Origin of the sequence: Microbacterium sp. JC 701 (assembly GCF_021026215.1) — a bacterium.
Lineage (GTDB): Bacteria > Actinomycetota > Actinomycetes > Actinomycetales > Microbacteriaceae > Microbacterium > Microbacterium algihabitans.
Genome location: NZ_JAJNCV010000003.1, coordinates 148,427 through 169,561 on the forward strand (window position 1 = coordinate 148,427; position 21,135 = coordinate 169,561).

The 21,135-nt window shown below is 70.5% G+C and carries 24 protein-coding genes; 12 read left to right on the forward strand and 12 right to left on the reverse strand.

Annotation, left to right across the window (positions count from 1 at the left end; all coding sequences use genetic code 11):
- Positions 1-24: 24 nt before the first annotated feature.
- Complete coding sequence (locus LPW41_RS12525) at positions 25-1,539, forward strand: MFS transporter (protein WP_230705019.1); 1,515 nt, start codon at positions 25-27, stop codon at positions 1,537-1,539.
- Here the strand turns inward: LPW41_RS12525 and LPW41_RS17090 are convergent.
- The 4 genes from LPW41_RS17090 to LPW41_RS12545 form a co-directional block, all read right to left on the reverse strand.
- Positions 1,536-2,093: a nucleoside phosphorylase gene (locus tag LPW41_RS17090; RefSeq protein WP_154097282.1), complete on the reverse strand. Its 558-nt coding sequence runs from the start codon at positions 2,091-2,093 to the stop codon at positions 1,536-1,538. The two genes, LPW41_RS12525 and LPW41_RS17090, sit on opposite strands and share 4 nt — an antisense overlap.
- A gap of 90 nt (positions 2,094-2,183) precedes the next feature.
- Positions 2,184-3,128: an aldo/keto reductase gene (locus LPW41_RS12535; protein ID WP_154097283.1), complete on the reverse strand. Its 945-nt coding sequence runs from the start codon at positions 3,126-3,128 to the stop codon at positions 2,184-2,186.
- A 95-nt stretch (positions 3,129-3,223) separates the two neighbouring features.
- On the reverse strand, positions 3,224-3,364 hold the full coding sequence (locus tag LPW41_RS12540) for a hypothetical protein (RefSeq protein ID WP_186325483.1): 141 nt from the start codon (positions 3,362-3,364) through the stop codon (positions 3,224-3,226).
- The gene (locus LPW41_RS12545; RefSeq protein WP_144832360.1) at positions 3,361-3,561 is read right to left on the reverse strand and encodes a hypothetical protein; all 201 of its coding nucleotides are present in this window, start codon (positions 3,559-3,561) and stop codon (positions 3,361-3,363) included. The genes LPW41_RS12540 and LPW41_RS12545 overlap by 4 nt, the downstream gene beginning before the upstream one ends.
- Before the next feature lie 98 nt (positions 3,562-3,659).
- Between LPW41_RS12545 and LPW41_RS12550 the strand changes: the two genes are divergently transcribed.
- The gene (locus tag LPW41_RS12550) at positions 3,660-4,157 is read left to right on the forward strand and encodes a DUF427 domain-containing protein (protein WP_144832363.1); all 498 of its coding nucleotides are present in this window, start codon (positions 3,660-3,662) and stop codon (positions 4,155-4,157) included.
- 40 nt (positions 4,158-4,197) lie between these two features.
- Here LPW41_RS12550 and LPW41_RS12555 read toward each other — a convergent pair whose 3' ends face one another.
- Positions 4,198-6,258: an NAD(+) synthase gene (locus tag LPW41_RS12555; RefSeq protein ID WP_230705020.1), complete on the reverse strand. Its 2,061-nt coding sequence runs from the start codon at positions 6,256-6,258 to the stop codon at positions 4,198-4,200.
- A 109-nt stretch (positions 6,259-6,367) separates the two neighbouring features.
- Between LPW41_RS12555 and LPW41_RS12560 the strand changes: the two genes are divergently transcribed.
- A complete protein-coding gene (locus LPW41_RS12560; RefSeq protein WP_230705021.1) occupies positions 6,368-9,943 on the forward strand; it encodes a bifunctional RecB family nuclease/DEAD/DEAH box helicase in 3,576 nt (1,191 codons plus the stop codon).
- A gap of 51 nt (positions 9,944-9,994) precedes the next feature.
- On the opposite strand, the gene upp is transcribed toward LPW41_RS12560, so the two are convergent.
- Positions 9,995-10,627 (reverse strand): uracil phosphoribosyltransferase, encoded by a 633-nt coding sequence (gene upp / locus LPW41_RS12565; protein ID WP_076677423.1) that lies wholly within the window; start codon positions 10,625-10,627, stop codon positions 9,995-9,997.
- Positions 10,628-10,713: 86 nt separating this feature from the next.
- Between upp and tadA the strand changes: the two genes are divergently transcribed.
- Positions 10,714-11,175, forward strand: coding sequence for a tRNA adenosine(34) deaminase TadA (gene tadA / locus LPW41_RS12570; RefSeq protein WP_230705184.1), 462 nt, complete (start codon positions 10,714-10,716; stop codon positions 11,173-11,175).
- Here tadA and LPW41_RS12575 read toward each other — a convergent pair.
- Together LPW41_RS12575 and LPW41_RS12580 are read right to left on the reverse strand one after the other, a co-directional pair.
- Positions 11,164-12,093 carry an LLM class F420-dependent oxidoreductase gene (locus LPW41_RS12575; RefSeq protein WP_154097286.1) on the reverse strand — a complete coding sequence of 310 codons (930 nt, stop codon included), beginning with the start codon at positions 12,091-12,093 and terminating at the stop codon, positions 11,164-11,166. The two genes, tadA and LPW41_RS12575, sit on opposite strands and share 12 nt — an antisense overlap.
- A gap of 42 nt (positions 12,094-12,135) precedes the next feature.
- On the reverse strand, positions 12,136-13,248 hold the full coding sequence (locus tag LPW41_RS12580) for an alpha/beta fold hydrolase (RefSeq protein WP_230705022.1): 1,113 nt from the start codon (positions 13,246-13,248) through the stop codon (positions 12,136-12,138).
- A gap of 120 nt (positions 13,249-13,368) precedes the next feature.
- Between LPW41_RS12580 and proC the strand changes: the two genes are divergently transcribed.
- Both proC and LPW41_RS12590 read left to right on the forward strand, forming a co-directional pair.
- Entirely contained in the window at positions 13,369-14,214 is an 846-nt protein-coding gene (gene proC, locus LPW41_RS12585; protein WP_230705023.1) for a pyrroline-5-carboxylate reductase, read from the forward strand.
- Positions 14,215-14,216: 2 nt separating this feature from the next.
- Positions 14,217-14,504 carry a DUF1905 domain-containing protein gene (locus tag LPW41_RS12590; protein ID WP_154097287.1) on the forward strand — a complete coding sequence of 96 codons (288 nt, stop codon included), beginning with the start codon at positions 14,217-14,219 and terminating at the stop codon, positions 14,502-14,504.
- Positions 14,505-14,533: 29 nt separating this feature from the next.
- Here the strand turns inward: LPW41_RS12590 and LPW41_RS12595 are convergent, their stop codons facing one another.
- Entirely contained in the window at positions 14,534-15,205 is a 672-nt protein-coding gene (locus LPW41_RS12595; protein ID WP_056224009.1) for a TrkA family potassium uptake protein, read from the reverse strand.
- Positions 15,198-16,601: a TrkH family potassium uptake protein gene (locus LPW41_RS12600; protein ID WP_230705185.1), complete on the reverse strand. Its 1,404-nt coding sequence runs from the start codon at positions 16,599-16,601 to the stop codon at positions 15,198-15,200. The genes LPW41_RS12595 and LPW41_RS12600 overlap by 8 nt, the downstream gene beginning before the upstream one ends.
- Positions 16,602-16,708: 107 nt before the next feature.
- Between LPW41_RS12600 and LPW41_RS12605 the strand changes: the two genes are divergently transcribed.
- From LPW41_RS12605 to LPW41_RS12630, 6 genes are all read left to right on the forward strand, one after another.
- Complete coding sequence (locus LPW41_RS12605) at positions 16,709-17,104, forward strand: helix-turn-helix transcriptional regulator (RefSeq protein ID WP_144832387.1); 396 nt, start codon at positions 16,709-16,711, stop codon at positions 17,102-17,104.
- A 139-nt stretch (positions 17,105-17,243) separates the two neighbouring features.
- A complete protein-coding gene (locus tag LPW41_RS12610) occupies positions 17,244-17,435 on the forward strand; it encodes a helix-turn-helix domain-containing protein (protein WP_144832390.1) in 192 nt (63 codons plus the stop codon).
- An 83-nt stretch (positions 17,436-17,518) separates the two neighbouring features.
- Positions 17,519-17,617, forward strand: a complete 99-nt coding sequence (locus LPW41_RS12615; RefSeq protein WP_003792170.1) for an AURKAIP1/COX24 domain-containing protein — start codon at positions 17,519-17,521, stop codon at positions 17,615-17,617.
- An 84-nt stretch (positions 17,618-17,701) separates the two neighbouring features.
- The gene (locus tag LPW41_RS12620; RefSeq protein WP_144832394.1) at positions 17,702-17,995 is read left to right on the forward strand and encodes a rhodanese-like domain-containing protein; all 294 of its coding nucleotides are present in this window, start codon (positions 17,702-17,704) and stop codon (positions 17,993-17,995) included.
- Positions 17,996-18,043: 48 nt separating this feature from the next.
- A complete protein-coding gene (locus LPW41_RS12625; RefSeq protein ID WP_144832397.1) occupies positions 18,044-18,322 on the forward strand; it encodes a glutaredoxin family protein in 279 nt (92 codons plus the stop codon).
- Positions 18,319-18,621 (forward strand): Dabb family protein, encoded by a 303-nt coding sequence (locus LPW41_RS12630; RefSeq protein ID WP_144832400.1) that lies wholly within the window; start codon positions 18,319-18,321, stop codon positions 18,619-18,621. The genes LPW41_RS12625 and LPW41_RS12630 overlap by 4 nt, the downstream gene beginning before the upstream one ends.
- On the opposite strand, the gene LPW41_RS12635 is transcribed toward LPW41_RS12630, so the two are convergent.
- Together LPW41_RS12635 and aspS are read right to left on the reverse strand one after the other, a co-directional pair.
- The gene (locus tag LPW41_RS12635; RefSeq protein ID WP_230705024.1) at positions 18,609-19,700 is read right to left on the reverse strand and encodes an ABC transporter ATP-binding protein; all 1,092 of its coding nucleotides are present in this window, start codon (positions 19,698-19,700) and stop codon (positions 18,609-18,611) included. The two genes, LPW41_RS12630 and LPW41_RS12635, sit on opposite strands and share 13 nt — an antisense overlap.
- A 73-nt stretch (positions 19,701-19,773) precedes the next feature.
- Positions 19,774-21,114: an aspartate--tRNA(Asn) ligase gene (gene aspS, locus LPW41_RS12640; protein WP_144832406.1), complete on the reverse strand. Its 1,341-nt coding sequence runs from the start codon at positions 21,112-21,114 to the stop codon at positions 19,774-19,776.
- Between the last annotated feature and the right edge of the window lie 21 nt (positions 21,115-21,135).

Below are 21,135 nucleotides of genomic sequence, written 5' to 3' on the forward strand. Positions count from 1 at the left end.
AGGTCGGGAGTAGCGTCGGCATCGATGTCTCAACCGCCTGCACCCACGGACTCCGCCCACCCCCCGACACGCGACATCGTCCTGTCGCCGCGGCATCGGTGGCGGGCGTACTGGGTGGCCGTGGCGGTGGCCGCTCTCACGATCCTCGACCTGACGAAGGTCAACGTCGCGCTGCCCTCCATCGAGGCGGCGCTGAACGCCGGGCCGACCGAGCTGCAGCTCGTCGTGTCGGGGTACATCCTGACGTTCGGCCTCGTGCTGGTCCCCGCCGGTCGGCTCGGCGACCTGCGCTCGCGCCGCATGCTCTTCCTGGTGGGGCTGTCGCTCTTCCTCGTCACGAGCCTCGCGTGCGCGCTGGCGCCGAACACGACGGTGCTGCTGGTCGCGCGCCTGTTGCAGGGGGTGGCGGCCGGCATTCAGATGCCGCAGGTGCTGGGGCTCGTGCAGCAGCTGTTCCAGGGCAAAGAGCGCGGTCGCGCCTTCGGCTTGTTCGGAGCCACGATCGGAATCGCCACCGCGTTCGGTCCCACCCTCGGCGGCCTGCTGATCGCCCTGGGCGGCGACACCGACGGCTGGCGCCTGATCTTCTGGATCAACATCCCCCTCGTGGCGATCGTGATCGCCCTCGCGGCGTGGCTGCTCCCCGACACCCGGACGAAGTCGCATCGTCGGCTCGATCTCGACCCGGTCGGGGTGGTGCTGTTCGCTCTGACGATCCTCGCCCTCATGTGGCCGTTCCTGTTCACCACCGGCAGCCCCGACGATGACCCGAACCGGTGGTGGTTCCTCGTGGCATCCGTCGTGTTCGCCGCGGCGTTCGTGTTCTGGGAGCGCCGGTACGCCGAGCGGGGCCACATGCCGCTCATGCCGTTCTCGATCTTCTCGCTGTCGTCGTACCGCAACGGCGTGCTGATCTCGACGGCCTACTTCTCCGCCGTGCCCGCGATGTTCCTGCTCGGCACCCTGTTCCTCCAGGGCGGACTCGGGCTCGCTCCGGTCTTCGCCGGAATGGTGACCATCGGTTTCGCGGTGGCCTCGGCCGGCAGCTCGTGGATCGGCGGCAATCTCGTCACCCGATTCGGACGCCCCCTGGTGGTCTGGGGCATCCTCGGCATGGTCGTCACCGCGGGCGCCCTCGTGCTTGTCGCGCTCTTCACGGCACCCGAGTGGACGCCGTGGGCGATGGCCGCGGTCATGGCCTTCGGCGGGTTCGCCGGCGGTCTCGTCATCTCGCCGAACCAGACGCTCACGCTGGCCGAGATCCCGGTCAAGAGCGGCGGCGTCGCGGGCTCGGTCGGACAGCTGGGGCAGCGCATCGGAACCGCGGTCGGAACCGCGATCGCCCTCGCGTTGTTCTACGCCACGGTCTACCGCGAGCAGGGGAGCGTCGACGATCAGGCCGTGCTGTACCACGACGCCTACGCGTCGGGGATGATCACGGTCGGCGTCTTCCTGGGCCTCGCACTCATCGTGGGCGTCGCCGATCTCGCCGGCCGCGCCCGCTCGGGTTCGCAGACGCCGTTCGGCAGCGACGACTAGACGCCGTAGCGGGTGCGGAACTCCGCGCGCAGCTCGTGGCTGCAGCGCTCGACGACGTCGTCCCACAGCTCGGTGGCGCCGTCCTGGGCGCGGTCCGACACGGCGCGGAGAACCTGGACCGGCACCTCGAACTGCTGCGCGACCCAGATCAGGGCGTAGGTCTCCATGTCGACCAGGCTGGCGCCGAGACCGCGGATGAGGCGCACGGCCTCCGCGTCGTCGACGAAGTGGTCACCGGTCGCGATGACCACGCCCTCGACCCCGGTGTCCACACGGGTGGGCAGCGAGACGTGCTCGCCGAAGGTGCCGTCGAGGCCCTTCACATCGTGCTGGATCGCTCCCGCGATGTCGTAGATACCGCCCTCGACCTCGTCGTCGATGGCTCCGGCGGTGCCCACCACGATGATCTCGTCGTACTCGCCGGTCGCGAGAGCCCGCGTGAGGGCGTAGGCCGCCGGGATCTTGCCGACTCCCGTGAGCAGACGCTCGAAACCGGGGATGTCGTCTTCGAAGGCGACGAGTTCGGAGGCATGGGCGGCGACGAGAAGCTTCACCCTGCCATTGTCCCCGATCGGTGAAGCGCTCACCGACCTCCGGGACCGGAACCGGCCGAGCCCCTCGAGCGGGGCTCGGCCGGGTCGATGTCAGCCCTGAGCGGGCGCGGAAGCCTCCGACAGACGGGCCACCTCGTCGGCGGTCAACTCCAGGGACGTGCTCGCGAGAAGGTCGGCGACCTGCTCGACCTTCGAGGCGCTGGCGATGGGGGCGGCGACCGTGGGCTGCGCGCGCAGCCAGGCGAGTGCCGTCGAGGCGATCGAGGCGCCGTGCGCGTCACCGACCTCCTCGAGTGCGTCGATGAGGGCGAGACCCGCGGGGGTGGCGAGCTTCGCCGCCCCTTCGGCGCGCGGCGACGACCCGGCGGCATCCGACGACCGGTACTTGCCGGTCAGGAAGCCGCTCGCCAGGGCGTAGTAGGGCACGAGCGACATCCCGTACTGCTCGGCGACGGGCACGATCTCGCTCTCGACCTGCGTGCGGTGCACGAGGTTGTAGTGCGGCTGGATCGCCACGGGCAGATCGGCCCCGGCCGCCTCGGCCAGCGAGATCCACTCGCGGATGCGCTCGGCGGTGTAGTTCGACACGGCGACGTAGCGCACGAGGCCGTCGGTGACGAGGTCGGCGAAGGCGGCCACCGTCTCTTCGAGCGGTGTCTCGGCGTCGTCGAAGTGGGCGTAGTAGAGGTCGATCGCGTCGACACCGAGGCGCTTCAGCGATGCCTCGGCCGCGGCGCGCACGTTCGAGGCCGACAGGCCGCGGAACTCCGGGTGCTGGCTGACCTTGGTGGCCACGACGACGTTCGCGGGCTTGCGCGAGGCGAGCCACTCGCCGATGAGCGTCTCGCTCTCGCCTCCGGAGTTGCCGGGAACCCAGGCGCTGTACGCGTCGGCGGTGTCGATGAAATCGCCTCCGCCCGCGTGGAAGGCGTCGAGCACCGCGAACGAGGTGTCGCGGTCGGCGGTCCAGCCGAAGACGTTGCCCCCGAGCGAGAGGGGGAGGATGTCGAGGTCGCTGCGTCCAATGCGGGTCATGATGCCCTTTCCGTCGAGGTTCGCTGACCCTGTGGTCAACGGTGACGCTCGGCGTGCATTCCCGCAACGCGCAGCGAGCGGCACGGAACGCGCGGTCAGTTGCCGCCCGAGAGGATGCCGATGAGGCCGCTGATCAACAGCCACAGGCCCACGCCCGCGCCGGCGATCCAGATGACGACCGTTCCCGGGGGGTACTTCTTCTTGCCGTCGCCGCTGCCGCCGTCGGGGGCGCTCACGAGCGCACCATCATGATGATCGAGACGATGAGCACGGCGAGACCTCCGAGGACGGCGATGGTGGCGATGACGGGTCCGCCGCCGGCGAAGAACGCGGCGACGCCGAGAGCAACGAACAGCACGCCGAGCACGAGCCCGGCCACCTGGTACACGCGATAGCGCCGGCCTTCACCCGACGTCACCTTCTGTTCGCTCACGATTCCCCCTCCTGCTCAGGCTACCGAAAAGCGACTGTCCCCCCGATTCCGTCTCGGGGGACGCCCCGCAACGGCCCCGCGCGGCGTAGCGTGGGCCTATGTCGCGCCCCGCTCCCGACCCCGTCCGCCCCGGCCAGGAATCCGTGTGGGACTACCCCCGCCCGCCCCGGGTGGAGCGGGTCGACAAACGCGTGCAGATCGACTTCGGCGGCACCCGCATCGTCGACACCGACGACGTGGTGCGCGTGCTCGAGACGAGTCACCCTCCGGTGTACTACCTGCCCATCTCGGCCTTCGGTGGTGCGCTCACGCTGGGCGAGGGAGCGTCGTTCTGCGAGTTCAAGGGCGGCGCGCGGTACTTCGACGTCCACGGCGGTGGGGGAGCGGTCGCTCCGCGTGCGGCCTGGAACTACCCGCACCCCATGCCGGGCTACGAGGCGCTCGAAGACCGCGTGGCACTGTACGCCGGCCCGATGGATCGCGTCGTGCTCGCGGGCGAGACGGTCGAGCCCCAGCCGGGCGGGTTCTACGGCGGGTGGGTGACCGCCGACCTCGCGGGTCCGTTCAAGGGCGTGCCGGGCTCCATGGGGTGGTGACCCCCCCCTCTTGGGGAGAAGGGACACCGGATGCCACGCCTCAGGCGCGGTCGAAAGCCCCCGGCACCGCCGCGTGCAACTCGGCGATCCACGCGCGCGCGTTGCCATCCGACGGTGCGCGCCAGTCTCCGCGCGGTGACAGCGACCCGGCGGGGGAGACCTTCGGACCGTTGGGGATCGCCGAGCGCTTGAACTGCGCGAACCCGAAGAACCGCTTCAGGAACACCTCGAGCCATTTCGCCACGGTGTCGAGGTCGTACGACGGACGCTCGCCCTCGGGATAGCCGGCGGGCCAGGACCCGGCATCCGGATCGCCCCAGGCGTGCGCCGCGAGGAACGCGATCTTCGACGGCCGGAAGCCGTACCGCATGACGTGGTAGAGCGAGAAGTCGTGCAGGTTGTACGGGCCGATGCGGTCTTCGGTCGACTGCATGCGGCCGTCTTGGCCGGCCGGCACGAGCTCGGGGCTGATCTCGGTGTCGAGCACGTCTTGCAGCACGTCGACGGTCGCGTCGCTCAGCTCGCCGGCCGAGATGACCCACCGGATGACGTGCTGGATCAGCGTCTTGGGGACGCCGGGGTTGACCGAGTAGTGGCTCATCTGGTCGCCCACGCCGTAGGTGGACCAGCCGAGCGCGATCTCGGACAGGTCGCCCGTTCCGATGACGATCCCGCCCTTCATGTTGGCGAGGCGGAAGAGGTAGTCGGTGCGCAGACCCGCCTGCACGTTCTCGAACGTGACGTCGTGCACGGGCTCGCCGGCCGCGAACGGGTGACCCATGCGCGAGAGCATCTCGGATGCCGCGGGGCGGATGTCGATCTCTTCGATCGTCGCGCCCACGGCCTCGGCGAGGGCGATCGCGTTGCCCTTGGTCTTCGCGCTCGTGGCGAAGCCGGGGAGCGTGTAGGCGAGGATGTCGCTGCGGGGGCGGCCCATGCGGTCCATGGCCCGCGCGATCACCAGCAGCGCATGCGTGGAGTCCAGCCCGCCGCTGACGCCGAGCACCGGCTTCGGCGAGCCGATCGCCTGCAGGCGCTGCACGAGGCCCGACACCTGGATGTTGAACGCCTCGTAGCAGTCCTGCGCCAACCGGGCGGGGTCGTCGGGGACGAACGGGAAGCGGTCGAGCGCGCGCCGCAGGCCGAGGTCACCCGCGGGCGGGGCGAGCTCGAACGTCACGGTCCGGAAGTGCGGGTCGACCGTGCGGCGATTGTCGTCGAAGGTGCCCTGACGCAGGCGGTCCTGCCGCAACCGATCGAGGTCGACATCGGCGACGCTGCGGCGCGGACCGTCGGGGAAGCGCTCGGTGGTGGCGAGCAGCCGCCCGCCCTCGTAGATCATCGTCTGCCCGTCCCACGAGACGTCGTTCGTCGACTCGCCCTGGCCGGCGGCGGCGTACACGTAGGCGGCGAGGCAGCGCATCGACTGGGACTGCGACAGGATCGACCGATCGTCGGCGCGACCGATCGTGATGGGGCTGCCCGAGAGGTTGGCGAGCACGGTGGCTCCGGCGAGGGCCGCGCTCGACGACGGGGGGATCGGCACCCACACGTCTTCGCACACCTCGGCGTGCACGGTCAGACCGGGGACGTCGGTGGCGGCGAAGAGCAGGTCGGGACCGAACGGGACCGTCTCGCCGGCGACGCGGATCTCGCCCCCCGCCTGGTCGTCGCCGCGGGCGTACCAGCGGTGCTCGTAGAACTCCCGGTACGTCGGCAGGTACGACTTGGGGGCGACGCCCAGCACGCGGCCCCGGTGCACGACCACGGCGCAGTTGAACAGGCGATTGCCGTGCCGCAGGGGAGCGCCGACCAGCAGGACGGGAAGCAGATCGGCGGATGCCGCGACGAGACGCTCCAGCGCCGTCTCGACCGCGTCGAGCAGGGGATCCTGCATGACGAGGTCATCGATCGCGTAGCCGCTCAGGCACAGCTCGGGGAACACCGCGACCGCGACGCCGTCCGCGTCGCACTCCCGCGCGGCGCTCAGCACGGCATCGGCGTTCGTCGCGGGGTCGGCGACGGCGACGGGGATCGTGCACGCCGCCACGCGCGCGAATCCGTGACGGTAGACGCTCTCGAACGGCAGATCGGTGATCACCGCTCCAGTCTGGCAGGAGCCTCCGACACCGTGGCCACCCTTGGCGATCGGACCCCGGCTGTGGACGGGCGACGACCGATGTCGGTGGTCCCGATTAGCGTTGACGACCATGCGGTACATCGAGCAAGACGCGCGGATCGTCTGGAGCGCCAGCGACCTCAAGGCGGCGGCGGAGTGCGAGTTCGCGTGGCTGCGCGCCATCGACGCGAAGATCGGCCGCATCGCCCCGGTCGACGACCCCGAAGACGCGACCCTCGAGCGCGCCGCGCGGCTCGGCACCGCGCACGAGCAGCGGGTGCTCGAGGAGTACCGCCGGCGTCTCGGCGACGCGGTGCGCGAGATCCCGGCGGCCCGCTCGTCCGATGCCGAGGCGCTCGCCGAGGCCGTCCGCCTCACCGACGCCGCGCTGGCGGACCCGAGCGCCGAGGTCGTCTACCAGGCGGCGTTCGCGACCGACGAGTTCGTGGGCTTCGCCGACTTCCTCGTGCGCGAGCCCGCCGACGGGTCCGGCGCGCCGCGCCGGTGGCTCGTGCAAGACACCAAGCTCGCCCGCCGGGCGCGGGTGACCGCGCTCATGCAGCTCGCGGCCTACGTCGATCAGCTCGACCGCCTGGGCGTCGCGCGCGCCGACGAGGTGCAGCTCCTGCTCGGCGACGGCACGACCAGCACGCACCGCGTCGACGACCTTCTGCCGGTGTTCGCGCTGAGGCGCGCGCGCCTGCACGCCCTCATCGCCGACCGTCGCGTCGAGCTCGGCCTCGCGGGCCCGGTCATCGCGTGGGGAGACCCGCGCGGAGACCTCGACGTCATCGCGTGCGGCCGCTGCGCCACCTGCGAGCTCGAGGTCGTCGCCCATCGCGACCTGCTCGTGGTCGCCGGCATGCGGCCGGTGCAGCGCGATCGCCTGCGCGCGGGCGGCATCCGCACCATCGACGACCTCGCCGCGGCCACCGAGCCGCCGACGGCGATGAGCGGCGACACGTTCGCCTCGTTGCGGACGCAGGCGCGACTGCAGCTCACCAGCCCCGCCGGCGTCCCCGGTGACCCCGCAGCGACGGACACCGCCGACAGCGCCCCCGCGGTGCCGACGTTCGAGGTGGTGGCGCCGAAGTCCCTCGGCGTGCTGCCGCGTCCCGACCACGGCGACCTGTTCTTCGATTTCGAGGGCGACCCGCTGTACACCGAGGGCGCGGGCGTGCAGTGGGGCATCGACTACCTGTTCGGGTGGGTCGACACACGAGAGGTCTACGGCGAGCTGTGGGCCCACACCTTCGACGAGGAGCGCCTCGCCCTCGAGCGGTTCCTCGACATGGTGGCCCTGCGTCGGCAGCAGTACCCCGACATGCACATCTACCACTACGCGCCCTACGAGCCCACGCACCTGCTGACCATGGCGGCGCGCTACGGCGTGCGCGAGGCCGATGTCGACCGGCTGCTGCGCGACGGCGTCTTCGTCGACCTCTACCCGGTCGTGCGGCGCGCCCTGCGCGTCGGATCGCGCTCGTATTCGATCAAGAAGCTCGAGCCGCTCTACATGGGCGACGAGGTGCGCACGAGCGACGTGCAGCGCGGCGACGACTCGATCGTGAAGTACGTCGAGGCGCGGGCCCTCGCGGCAGACGGCGACGCCGCCGGCGCGCAGCGCGTGCTCGACGACCTCGCCGACTACAACCGCTACGACTGCGTCTCGACGCGCCGCCTGCGCGACTGGCTGGTCGACCGGGCGCGCGAGGCGGGCGCCGTCCCCGCCCGGGGAGCGGAGCCCGACGAGCAGACGTACGAACCCTCTCCGCGGGCGACCGCTCTGCAGCGCTGGGCCGCGAGCGCGGCCGAGACCGACGAACACTCCGCCGACGCCCAGGCGCTCCGCCTCGCGGCGGCCGCGATCGACTACTACCCGCGTGAAGAGAAGACCTACTGGGCCACCCACTTCCTGCGTCTGCGCGAGCCGGTGTCGGTGTGGGAAGAGACGCGCGACGTGGTCGTGGTCGACGCGTCGCGCTCACGGGTCGTCGCCGACTGGCACTTCCCTGAGTCGGGGCGCGGATCGGAGCGCCGTCTCGTCGAGCTGCGCGGAGACGTCGCCCCCGGCACCCGCCTGAGCGTCGACTCCGACCCCTTCGCGGTCTACGACCTCCCGGCGCCGTTCCCCCTCGACACCCGCCCGCGGTGGATCCACGGTGCGCGGCGCGTGACGGTGCGCGAGGTGCTCGATGACGGGGCGATCGTCGAAGAGACCGCCGCAGACGGCGTGACGTGGGACGATCTCCCCCTCGCGCTGACGCCACCGGCGCCGCCGCGCGCGGGGAACCAGCAGAAGGCGATCGACGCGTGGGCCGACGAGGTGCTCGCCGCTCTCCCTCGCATCCCCGACGGTCCGGCGGTCGACATCCTCCGCCGCATTCCGCCGCGCACGCGGTCGGGCAGTCTCGCTCCCGTCACGGCCGTGGACGGCGGCGACGGAGACGATGAAGTCGCTGCCATCGCGCGGAGCGTCGCCGACCTCGACCACAGCTACCTCGCGGTGCAGGGCCCTCCCGGTACCGGCAAGACCTACGTGGGGTCGCACGTCATCGCCCGCCTCGTCGCGGAGCGCGGCTACCGCATCGGCGTCGTGGCGCAATCGCACGCGACCATCGAGCACATGCTCGACCAGGTGATCGTCGCCGGCGTCCCCGCGTCGCGCGTCGGGAAGGCCCCCAAAGACCCGGCCGCGCCTCACGCGTTCACGGTGCTGCCGAAGAACGGGGTTTCGGCGTTCACCGCGGAGAACGCCGCAACCGGCTTCGTCGTCGGTGGCACCGCGTGGGACTTCAGCCACGAGACGCGCATCCCGCGCGGCAGCCTCGACCTGCTCGTCATCGACGAGGCGGGGCAGTTCTCGCTCGCCTCGACCATCGCGGTCTCTCTCGCCGCGCAGCGACTGCTTCTGCTCGGCGATCCCCAGCAGCTGCCGCAGGTGAGTCAGGGCACTCACCCCGAGCCGGTGGACACGTCCGCCCTCGGCTGGATCATCGACGGCGCCGAGGTCGTGCCCGCCGAGCTCGGCTACTTCCTCGCCCGCACCCGTCGCATGCACCCGGCCGTCGCCGGACCGGTCTCGCGCTTGTCGTACGAGGGTCGCCTCGAGGCGCACCCCTCGACAGCTCTTCGTCATCTCGAAGGTGTCGAGCCGGGCGTGCACGTCGTGCCCGTTCGCCATCGCGGAAACTCGACCTTCTCGTCCGAGGAGGCGGCCGAGGTCGCGCGCATCGTGGGCGGGCTCGTCGGCCGTGTCTGGACGGGCGCTGAAGGCGGACCCGGAGACACCGCGACGGTGCACGAGCCGCGTCCCCTGCGCACCGACGACATCATCGTGATCACGCCCTACAACGCCCAGCAGGTCGCGGTCGAAGAAGCCCTCCTGGCCGCGGGACTCGCCGACGTACCGGTCGGCACCGTCGACCGGTTCCAGGGCAAGGAGGCCGTCGTCGCCATCCTCACGTTGGCGGCGTCGTCGGGGCGCGAGGCGCCTCGCGGACTCGAGTTCCTGCTTCTGCGCAACCGCATCAACGTCGCGGTCTCGCGCGCGATGCAGGCGGCGTACGTCGTCTACTCGCCCGCGTTGCTCGACGATCTCCCGCGCACCCCCGAGGGCGTCGCGCGCCTCAGCGCGTTCGCGCGTCTCGTGGCCGAGGCCGACTGACCGGCGACGCCGCGATCAGGGCGCACCGGGCAGGCCCGGCGCGCCTGAACCTCAGGCGGTGCCGTAGAGGCGGTCGCCGGCGTCACCGAGACCGGGCACGATGTAGCCCTTCTCGTTGAGGCGCTCGTCGACGGCGCCCAGCACGAGGGTGACGTCGTGGCCCTCGACCTGCTTCTCGATCGCCGCGACACCCTCGGGAGCGCCGAGCAGGCAGATCGCGGTCACGTCCTGCGCGCCGCGTGCGAAGAGGAATTTGATGGCCGCGCCGAGCGAGCCGCCGGTGGCGAGCATCGGGTCGAGCACGAAGCACTGGCGGTCGCTGAGGTCGTCGGGCAGGCGCTCGGCGTACGTCGTCGGCTCGAAGGTCTCTTCGTCGCGCACCATGCCGAGGAATCCGACCTCGGCCGTGGGGAGCAGCTTGACCATGCCCTCGAGCATGCCGAGTCCGGCGCGCAGGATCGGGACGACGATCGGGCGGGGCTCGCTGATCTTCACGCCCATGGTCGTGGTGACAGGGGTCTGGATCTCGATCGGGTCGACGCGGACGTTGCGGGTGGCTTCGTACGCGAGGAGCGTCACGAGCTCTTCGGTGAGCTGACGGAACACCGGCGACGACGTCTGCACGTCACGCAGCACCGTCAGCTTGTGGGTGATGAGCGGGTGGTCGGCGACGTGGACACGCATAGGCTCAAGGCTAACCTCTTCACCCGCGCGGCTCAGCCCCCGTTCTTGGAGCTTCTGTGATCTCGACCGCCCGCGACCTCGACGCGATGCGTCGGGCTCTCGCGCTCGCCGACGCCGCCGCGAGCGACGACGACGTGCCGGTGGGGGCGGTGGTGCTGGATGCCGCTGGCGAGGTCATCGGCGAAGGGCGCAACCTCCGCGAGGTCACGCACGATCCCACGGCGCACGCCGAGGTGGTCGCGCTTCGGCAGGCGGCGACGCGCCTCGGATCGTGGCACCTTGCCGGCTGCACGCTCGTCGTCACCCTCGAGCCGTGCGTGATGTGCGCGGGCGCGATCCTGCAGGCGCGCGTCCCGCGCGTGGTGTTCGGGGCGTGGGATGCCAAGGCGGGAGCCGCCGGGTCGATGTACGACCTTCTGCGCGACCGGCGTCTGCCGCACCGCGTCGAGGTGGTCGGCGGTGTCCACGAGGAGCACGCCACCGCTCAGCTCCAGGCCTTCTTCCGCGACCGTCGCGGCTCGGACGACGCGGCCTCGTCAGCGCGGTAGCAGCGGCAGCAGCTCCGCGCCCACGAGGTCGGCGTGCTCGACGTCGCGCAGGTCGAGCAGCTGGAAGTACACGCGCGACGCACCCAGAGCCCGCAGGCGCTCGACCTTCTCGGCGATCTGCGCGGGGGAGCCGATGAGGTTGGCACCGTTGTCGAACTGCGCGCGCGTCTGTCCGATCGCGGCGACGCGGCGCTCGATCTCGGTGTCGTCGGCGCCAACGATCGTGGGCAGGGCCACCGAGAGCTGGAGGGTCTCGGGGTCGCGCCCGATGCTCTCGCACGCCTGCCGCACCACGCGGAACTTCTCCGCCACCACGTCTTCGGCGACGAAGCCGATGTTGAACTCGGTCGCGTACCGCGCGGCCAACGCGGGGGTGCGCTTGGGGCCGCCGCCGCCGACGATGACCGGCACGCGCGACTGCACGGGCTTCGGCAACGCCGGCGCCCGGTCGAGCCGGTAGTGCTCGCCGTCGAAGCTGAAGGTCTCGGCATCCGGGGTCTGCCAGAGCCCCGTCACGACCTGCAGCTGTTCTTCGAGCAGATCGAAGCGCTTGGGCGGGAACGGGATGCCGTAGGCCTCGTGCTCGCGCTCGAACCATCCGGTACCGAGGCCCAGCTCGGCGCGACCGCCCGACATGGCGTCGACCTGTGCGACCTGGATCGCGAGGATCGAGGGAACCCGGTACGTCACCGACGACACGAGAGTGCCGAGGCGGATGCGCGAGGTCTCGCGGGCGAGGCCGGCGAGCGTCGTCCACGCGTCGGTGGGGCCGGGACGGGGGTCGCCCTCTCCCATGCGCAGGTAGTGGTCGGAGCGGAAGAACCCGTCGAGGCCGTGGCGCTCCGCGGACTGCGCGAAGGCCAGCTGGTCGTCGTACGAGAAGCCCTGCTGGGGCTCGGTGAACAGGCAGTATTCCACGGTCAGCTCCAGGGGGCGGTGTGGGGCGGGGCGGGGGAGAGGTCAGTCGGCGGAGCGCAGGATGATCGCCTCGGTCGGCGGTGCGGGGTCGGCGGGCCGGCCGACGTAGCCGATGTGCGTCAGCAGCGCGCGACGGAACTGCGCGGGACGCTCGAGGTGCACCGAATGACCGGCCCCCTCGATCTCGACCTCGGTGACCTCGCCGCCCTTCTCCTGATACGCCGCGAGCACGTCGCGCGTCTGCGAGACCATCGGCTGCGCGGGGGCGACCTCCGCCCCGGGCCAGCCCGGTACGACGCCGAGGGCGCCGAGGTGGTTGAGGTCGTAGAACGATTCGTCGGACACGATGGCATCCGCCGTCCCGTGGATCCACAGGATCGGGGGCTTGGGCGAGAGATCGACGATGCCCGAGACGTCGAAGTACTTCGGCACCAAGCTGTTGAGCACCCCGGTGGTCCCCGGGGCGAAGCCGGGCCACGTCGCGGTCGGGACCGAGTCGCCCGGGTAGTTGCCGCCCGCGGTCGAGGTGGTCAGCATCGACTCGACCCACACGTCTTCGTGCTCGCTCTCGTAGCCGGGCGCGACGTAACCCGCCCGGAAGACCGACCGGGGCGAGGTGGGGGCGTCGGCGGTGGTGTCGTGGTCGATCAGACGCTGGATGAAGTCGGCGTTGGCCGCGCCCGCGCCGGTCCCGGCGTCTTCGTCATTCAGGCGTGAGCCGTCACGACGGGTGCCGCCGAAGCCGTAGGGCGACACGGGGGCCTGCAGGGTCAGCGAGCGCACCGGGTGGTCGAGGGCGAACTGCATCACGACCCCGCCTCCCATCGACCAGCCGACGAGGTGCGCCTCGGGGATGTCGAGGGCCTGCAGCGTGGCGAACAGGTCGTCGCTGAAGTCGCGCACGCCGCGGGTGGCGTCGAGGGGCGTGTGTTCGGTGCGTCCGAACCCGCGCAGGTCGACGGCGAGCACGCGCAGGTCGCTCGGCAGGTCCTGCATGATCTCCTGCCAGAACAGCGACGACGAGACGTTGCCGTGGACGAACACGACCGTGTGATCGGGCGTCGTCGCCGGGTCGTCGCCCGTGCGCTCGAGCACGTTGACACCCAGCCGGTCGGTCTCGACCAGGCGCGCGCTGATGCCGTCGAAGAGAGTCATCCAGGGTCCTCCGTATCGCTCGCCGGTGCCGCGGTACACCGCTTCCCGACTCTAACGCGCGACCCCTGTGGTCGCACCCGGCGTGCCCCGCGTCGCGAGGGGTCTTCGTAGACTGGGCGCATGACGGATGCCACCCTCTCGCTGCCCCCGATCGCGATCCTCGGAGCCGGGTCCATGGGCGGGGCGATCCTGCACGGCCTCGTCGCGTCGGGACTCGCGGAGGGCGGCGTGACGGCCACCAATCGCTCGATCGCGAAGGCCGCAGAGCTCGCCGACCTCGAGGGCGTGACCAGCGTCGCCCTCGAAGCGCGTCCGACCGGCAACACCGAGGCCGCGGCATCCGCCGACATCGTCCTGGTCGGGGTGAAGCCCGCGATGGTGCCCGATCTGCTCGATGAGATCGCCCCGCACCTGCGGCCGGGTTCCGTCGTGGTGAGCCTGGCGGCCGGTGTGACACTCGACACGTTCGCGCGCCACCTCGGCACGGACGTCGCCGTCATCCGCTCGATGCCGAACACCCCGTCGCTCGTGGGCAAGGGCGTCACGGGCCTCGCGGCGGGAGCCTCGGCGTCGGCCGACGACGTCGCGGTCGTGCGGGCCCTGTTCGAGACCGTCGGAGCGGTCGTCGAGGTGCCCGAGTCGCAGATCGACGCGCTGTCCACCATCTCGGGGTCGGGCCCCGCCTACGTCTTCCTGCTCGCCGAGCAGTTCACCGCGTCGGCCGAACGGATGGGCTTCGACCACGACCAGGCCCGCCTGCTCGCGGAGCAGACCTTCATCGGCGCCGCCGCCCTCATGGCGGCCTCCGACGACGAGCCGGCCGAGCTGCGCCGTCGCGTCACGAGCCCGAAGGGCACGACCGAACGCGCCGTCGCGGTGCTGCAGGACGCCGACCTCGCCTCGACCTTCACCACCGCCGCCGAGGCCGCCCTGGCCCGCGCGAAGGAACTGGCCGCGGGGAGCTGACCGTGCGCCTGCGGTTCACCGGAACGATCTGGCATTGGCGCGGTCCGGCGCCGTACCACTTCGTCTCGGTGCCGCCGGCCGAGGCCGCGATGATCGCCGAAGTCGCGTCCCTCGTCACCTACGGCTGGGGCATGATCCCGGCATCCGTCACCATCGGCGGCACGACCGTGACCACCTCGCTCTGGCCGAAGGACGGCGGGTACGTCGTTCCGATCAAGAAGGCGCTGCAGGATGCCGAGGGGCTCGGCGTCGACGACGAGGTCGACCTCGCGCTCGACATCGACGCCTGAGCCCGAGGCGGCGGCGACGGTGGGGACGCTCAGCGGTCGAGCGACGCGAAGCGCTCGATGTCGCTGTTCGTCCCCGACACGATGATGAGGTCGTGGTTGGTCACCACGGTGTTGGCCTCCGCGTAGCGGAACGGGCGGCCCGGGCTCTTCACTCCGACCACCGTGACGTTGTACTTCGAGCGGACGCCCGACTCGTTCAGGCCCACCCCGCGCACGAGCTTGGGCGGGTACATCTTGGCCAGCACGAAGTCGTCGTCGAAGCGGATGAAGTCGAGCATGCGGCCGCTGACGAGGTGCGCGACGCGCTCTCCGGCCTCGGCCTCGGGGTAGATCACGTGGTTCGCGCCGACGCGGGCGAGGATCTTGCCGTGCGACTGCGACACCGCCTTCGCCCAGATCTGCGGGACCTTGAGGTCGACGAGGTTGGCGGTGATCAGCACGGACGCCTCGATGAGCGAACCGACCGCGACCACGGCGACCTGGAAGTCCTGGGCGCCGATCTGGCGCAGGGCGTCGATGTTGCGCGCGTCGGCCTGGACGGCGTGGGTGACGCGCTCCGACCACTTCTGCACGAGCTCGAGGTTGCCGTCGACGGCGAGCACCTCGCGGTCGAGCCGGTCGAGTTCACCCGCGCACGCGGCGCCGAAGCGCCCGAGGCCGATCACGAGGACGGGGGCGTCACTGCGGATGCGTTCAACCAACGATGGGCCTTTCCACGGGGAGCGCGTACAGCTGCGACCGGGACGAAGCAGCCACGGCCGCGGCGAGTGTCACTGTACCAATGCGCCCCATGAACATCGTGGCCGCCATCACGTAGACCCCGGGGTCGGGGAGCTCGGCGGTGAGTCCCGTCGACAGGCCCACGGTGGCGAAGCCCGAGACGACGTCGAAGAGTACGTACTCGATGGGGGCGTCGGTGATGCGGCTGATGGTGACGGTCGAGACGGCGACGATCGTCGCCCCCCACGCGACGACCGACAGCGCCACGCGCTGGACGTCGCTGGGGATGCGGCGTCCGAACGCCTGCACCGAGGGGCGCCCCTTCGCCTCGGAGAAGACGGCGAGGGCCAGGACGGCGAGGGTGGTGACCTTGATGCCGCCGGCGGTGGACGCCGATCCGCCGCCGACGAACATGAGCATCGACCCGACGATCAGGGTGGCGCCGTTGAGGTCGCCGATGTTGATCACGCTGAATCCGCCCGAGCGCGTCATGGCCGAGAGGAAGAACGCCTGGAACGTCGTGTCCCACGCATCCATGCTGCCGAATGTGAGCGGGTTGTCGTATTCCAGCAGGAGTATGACGCCCGCTCCGGCGAAGAACAGGATGACCGTCGTGATGATCGTGAGCTTGGCGTGCAGAGACCACAGACGGAAGCGCCAGTAGTGGCGCCAGAGCGTGAAGATGACGGGGAAGCCGATCGAGCCGAGGAAGACGCCCGCCATCAGCACGGTGAGCAGGTAGTAGTCCTGCGCGAACGGCGTGAGCCCGTCGGCGTTGGGGATGAAACCCGTATTCGTGAAGGCCATCGCCGCGTAATAGGGCGCTTCCCACAGCGCGACGAGGGGGTTGATGCCGCCGATGATCAGCGACGGGTAGATCAGCACCGTCAGCACGGCCTCGATCACCAGCGTCGACAGGGCGACGGTGCGCAGCAGTTGTCCGACCTCGCCGAGACGAACGGTCTGACCCTCGTTCACCGGTCCGCCGTGCGCGCGCAGAGGGTTGCTGTCGCCCGCGGCGATCAGTTTGGCGCGCAGTCCCAGTCGCTTCGAGATCACCAGGCCGAGGATCGACGCGAGGGTCAGCACGCCGAGCGCTCCGACGTTGACGCCGATGTAGGTGATGGCCCGACCGAGGGGGGAGAAGTCGGAGTACATGTTCAGCGTCGACAGGCCGGTGACGCAGATCGTCGACACCGCGGTGAACAGCGCGTCGGCGAACGCGATGCGCTGACCGGTGGCGGATGCCGCGGGAAGCGAGAACAGCGCGGTGAACAGAGCGATCAGTGTCACGAACACCAGGACCGCGAATCGCGCGGGGGATGCCGTCGTCAGATTGCGCAGACGATCCCATGCCTCGTAGGCGATGCGACGCATCCGCGTCGACAGTCGAACCTCGTTCGGCGTCGCCGCCATGCGCCGCTCCCTCCGGTGTCCGAACCCGAATCATGGTACTCCGGCCGGGGCGCCGCTAATCTGATGCCATGGCGGACATCTTCGACGTGATCGCTGACGGAACGCGTCGCGACATCCTTCAGTTGCTTCTCGACCGGGCGACCGGCGGTGAGCGGGGCACGAGCGTCTCGCAGATCGTGGCATCGCTGGGGGTCAGCCAGCCGACAGTCTCGAAGCACCTCAAGGTGCTGCGCGAGGCGGAGCTGGTGTCGGTGCGCGAAGAGGGCCAGCACCGCTATTACAGCCTGGCCGTCGCTCCACTCGATGAAGTGGACGACTGGCTCGTGCCCTTCTTCTCCATCGACGAAGAGAACGAACCGGCTCTTCCGGAGTCGGCGATGCACGCCGCCGAAGTGGTGGGCCGGGCCGCGGCGTCGGTCAAGCACTCGTTCTCGACGGCGCTGCGCAAACTCCCGGGCAGATGATCGCTCCGGATGCCGGCTCCCGGCGTCCCACGTTGCACTTTCGTCACAGCGTGCCCATAGGTTTACAGCCCTTGCACGCAGACCCTAGAGTGTGGGTCAGCATCAGGAGGGTGAGTTCACCCGGAATATGAGGTGAACGATGGCCGAGCTGCCCGACGTGCGGTTTCTGACGGTCGCTGAGGTGGCCGATCTCATGCGCGTGTCGAAGATGACGGTCTATCGCCTCGTCCACGCCGGAGAACTGCCCGCTGTGCGCTTCGGACGCAGCTATCGCGTGCCCGAGTCGGCGGTCGTGGAGGCTGTGCAACGACCGGTGTCCGACGTCGGCTAGACTGATCCGAGGCTTTTTTCCAAACGCCTAGTGTTCCCGGGCGCCGACATCGGCACCCAGACCCCGACTTAGTGAGGTTTTCCGTGGGTTCTGTCATCAAGAAGCGCCGTAAGCGCATGGCGAAGAAGAAGCACCGCAAGCTGCTTCGCAAGACTCGTCACCAGCGCCGCAACAAGAAGTAAGCGGCCACCACACCGAGCGCCTGTCCGAAGCGACGGGCGCTTCGTGTATCCGCCGTGCCCGTTCGTTCTCTTTCGGAGGAAGCCATGCAGTCCATCTCCGTCCACGATCTGCACGCGGGGCGCGAGCGTCCCCTCATCGACGTGCGCGAGGAGCACGAGTTCGCGGCGGGCCACGTGCCCGGTGCCGTGAACCTGCCGATGTCGACGATCGGCGAACACCTCGACGAACTGCCGGGCGAGCCGTTCGACGTGATCTGCCAGGCGGGCGGGCGCTCGGCGCGCGTCGTCGAGGCCCTCACGGCGCGCGGCCACGACGCCACCAACGTCGAGGGCGGCACGGGCGATTGGATCGCGGCGGGCTACGACGTCGAGTCCTGACGTCGTGGGCTCCGCCCCGGCCCGCATGCGCCTCATAGGATGGACGGCGTGACCACCCTCACGCTCATCGGCAAGCCCGACTGCCATCTCTGCGATGTCGCCGAGCAGATCGTCGAGTCCGTCGTCGACGACCTCCCCGTCGAGGTGGCCGACCGCATCACGATAGAGCAGGCCTCGATCGCCGATGACACCGAGCTGTTCTCGACGTGGTGGGAGAAGATCCCCGTCGTCCTCATCGACGGCGAGCTGCACGCGCACTGGCGCGTTTCGGCCGACCGTCTGCGTGCCGCCCTCCTGGCGGCCGACTCCGAAGGAGCCTCCGCGTGAGCATCCGTCACATCGTCCTCTGGAAGCTCGCGGCGGACGACGCCGACACGCGTGCCCTGCACGCCGAGCAGATCGCCGAGCGACTTCTTGCCCTGAAGGGCGTCGTGACCGAGATCGACCACATCGAGGTCGGCCGCAACGTCGCCTACCCGCAGTCCAACTGGGACGTCGCGCTCGTCAGCGAGTTCGCCGACGTCGAGGCTCTCGAGCGTTACCAGGTGCACCCCGCGCATCAGGAGGCCGCGGGATTCATCCGCTCCGTGGTCGCCGAGCGCTCCTCGGTCGACTACCCGGCCTGAGCCGGTCCGCTCGCGTCGAGCGGTTTCACCGTCGCGGGCACCGCGGCGAGGGCGATGCGCACCTCGTCGTGATCGTCGAGCCGTCGCTCGGGCGCATGTTCGACGACCACGCGGCTGCCGTCGGCGGTGAGCACCGTCGAGCGACGCACGCTGCCGAGGAACGTCGTCTCTTCGACGACCGCGTCGACGCCGGGGGCGTCCGGCCCCACGAGCACGACGTGCTCGGGGCGGACGACGACCTCGCAGTGCCCGTCGTGCGCGGCCGCGGCGAGCGGCAGGTGCTGGCCCCAGACCTCGACGACCACGCCCTCGACGATCCCGGGCACCGCGCTGACCGGACCGAGCACCTCGGCCACGGCGGCGTCGCCGACCCGCGCGAAGACCTCGTCGGGGCATCCGGATGCCACGACGCGCCCTTGCGCCATGACGACGAGATCGTCGGCCACGGCCGCCGCCTCCGTGGTGTCGCGCGTCGCCCACAGCGTCGTGACGCCGCGTTCGCGCAGTTCGCGGGCGAGTCGATCGCGAAGCTCGGCCCGGGCGGTGGTGTGCAGCGCCGCGAGGGCATCGTCGAGCACGAGGGCGCGCGGTCGCGAGGCGAGGGCGCGCGCCACGGCCCACCGCTGACGGTCACCGTGGCTCAGTCGGCTCACCGGCTTCGCGGTCGAGCTCAGACCCACGAGCGCGCACAGGCGATCGGCTTCGCGCTCGGCATCCGGAGCCCCCGCCTGGCGGGCCGCGCTCACGATGGCCGCACGAACGCGACCGAAACGGGCGACGGTCGTGCGATCGCGCACCTCGGCGACCCGGGGAGCAGCCGCCCCCGACCGTCCGTCGACGGTGACGGTGCCGGCATCCGGACGCTCGGCCCCCGTCACCAGGCGCAGCAGCGTGGACGCGCCGCAGCCCGACGCGCCGACGAGCGCCACGATCCGCCCCGGACCCACCTCGAGATCGACGTCGCTGAGGATGACCGAGCCCGCTCGCTCGCGGCGTACTCCGCTCAACGTGATGGTCCAGCCCGGCGCGGGCGCGGCATCCGCGGTCGACGAAGGATCCACGGGGATGACAGCGACCATGAACGCACGCTAGAAACCGCGGATGACAGCAGAACGCCCGGGGGGTGAACCCCGGGCGTCGCTCGCTCGAACCTTACGGGGCGAGACGCGTCGGGCCGCGGAAGAGGTACGTGACCTCGCGGATCGACGACTCGCCCAGCATGAGCATGAGCACGCGCGCGAGTCCCATGCCGAATCCGCCGTGCGGCGGGGCGCCGAAGCGGAAGAAGTCGAGGTAGAAGTCGAGGTGCTCGGGGTCGAGACCCTTCTCCTTGGCCTGCTCGATCAGCACCTCGACGCGGTGCTCGCGCTGGGCGCCCGTGGTGATCTCGACGCCGTTGAACAGCAGGTCGTACGACTTGGTGAGCCCGGTCTCCTCGTCGCGCATGTGGTAGAAAGCGCGGATCTCGGGGTGGTAGTCGGTGATGAAGACGAACTGGTGACCGAAGGTCTCGGCCACGTGCGCCGCGATCTGACGCTCGCCCTCGGGGTCGAGGTCGCCGTCGGTGCGGGGGATGTCGTAGCCGCGCGCGGCGACGATCTCGCGCGCCTCGGCGAGGGGGATACGCGGGAACGGGAGGGCGGGAACCTGCACCTCGATGCCGAAGAGCTCCTGGATCTCGGCGCCGTGCTTGTCGGCGACCGCCTGGAACGCGGTCGCGATGAGCTCCTCTTGCATGCGCGCGACGTCTTCGTGCGAGTCGATCCAGCTGATCTCGGCGTCGATCGAGGTGAACTCGGTGGCGTGGCGGCTCGTGAACGAGGGGTCGGCGCGGAACGCGGGGGCGATCTCGAAGATCTTGCCGAAGCCGGCGACCTGGGCCATCTGCTTGAAGAACTGCGGGCTCTGCGCGAGGTAGGCCGTCTTGTCTTCGAAGTAGGGGACCTCGAACAGCTCGGCGTTGGACTCGGAGGGCGAGGCCATCAGCTTGGGGGAGTGCACCTCGATGTAGTCGCGCTCGACCCAGTAGGTGCGCATGGCGTGCTCGAGCGTGGTCTGCACGCGGAAGATGAGGTTGTTGCGACGCTGACGCAGGTCGATGAAGCGCCAGTCCATGCGCTTGTCGGGGCTGCTGTCGGCCGCGATGGGGGTCTCGGGGTTCGCGGCGGCCGCGATCACGAGCTCGCCCACCTTGATCTCGACGCCGCCGAGCTTCACGCGCTCGTCGTGCTTGAGCTCGCCGCGCACGGTCAGGAACGTGCCCGTCGAGAGGGCGCCGATCGTCTCGGTGAGGGCGAGAGCGGCGGCATCCTGGTCGACGGCCTCCTCTGAGGGACGCGTCGCGGGGTTGACCAGCTGCACGGCGCCGGTCTCGTCACGCAGGACGACGAACTGCACCTTCTTCTGATCGCGCACGGTTTCGACCCATCCCGACACCTCGACGGGGCCGGCGGGCAGGGACTTCAACTGGTTGACCAGGACGCGTTCGCTCACGGTCGACCAGTCTACGTGCGG

Bases quoted from the DNA above. Each gene is read 5' to 3' on its own strand.
- LPW41_RS12525 (WP_230705019.1), top strand. From the start codon at position 25: ATGTCTCAACCGCCTGCACCCACGGACTCCGCCCACCCCCCGACACGC.
- LPW41_RS12535 (WP_154097283.1), bottom strand. From the start codon at position 3,128: ATGACCCGCATTGGACGCAGCGACCTCGACATCCTCCCCCTCTCGCTC.
- LPW41_RS12550 (WP_144832363.1), top strand. From the start codon at position 3,660: ATGTCGCGCCCCGCTCCCGACCCCGTCCGCCCCGGCCAGGAATCCGTG.
- LPW41_RS12560 (WP_230705021.1), top strand. From the start codon at position 6,368: ATGCGGTACATCGAGCAAGACGCGCGGATCGTCTGGAGCGCCAGCGAC.
- upp (WP_076677423.1), bottom strand. From the start codon at position 10,627: ATGCGTGTCCACGTCGCCGACCACCCGCTCATCACCCACAAGCTGACG.
- tadA (WP_230705184.1), top strand. From the start codon at position 10,714: ATGCGTCGGGCTCTCGCGCTCGCCGACGCCGCCGCGAGCGACGACGAC.
- LPW41_RS12580 (WP_230705022.1), bottom strand. From the start codon at position 13,248: ATGACTCTCTTCGACGGCATCAGCGCGCGCCTGGTCGAGACCGACCGG.
- proC (WP_230705023.1), top strand. From the start codon at position 13,369: ATGACGGATGCCACCCTCTCGCTGCCCCCGATCGCGATCCTCGGAGCC.
- LPW41_RS12600 (WP_230705185.1), bottom strand. From the start codon at position 16,601: ATGCGTCGCATCGCCTACGAGGCATGGGATCGTCTGCGCAATCTGACG.
- LPW41_RS12605 (WP_144832387.1), top strand. From the start codon at position 16,709: ATGGCGGACATCTTCGACGTGATCGCTGACGGAACGCGTCGCGACATC.
- LPW41_RS12610 (WP_144832390.1), top strand. From the start codon at position 17,244: ATGGCCGAGCTGCCCGACGTGCGGTTTCTGACGGTCGCTGAGGTGGCC.
- LPW41_RS12620 (WP_144832394.1), top strand. From the start codon at position 17,702: ATGCAGTCCATCTCCGTCCACGATCTGCACGCGGGGCGCGAGCGTCCC.
- LPW41_RS12635 (WP_230705024.1), bottom strand. From the start codon at position 19,700: ATGGTCGCTGTCATCCCCGTGGATCCTTCGTCGACCGCGGATGCCGCG.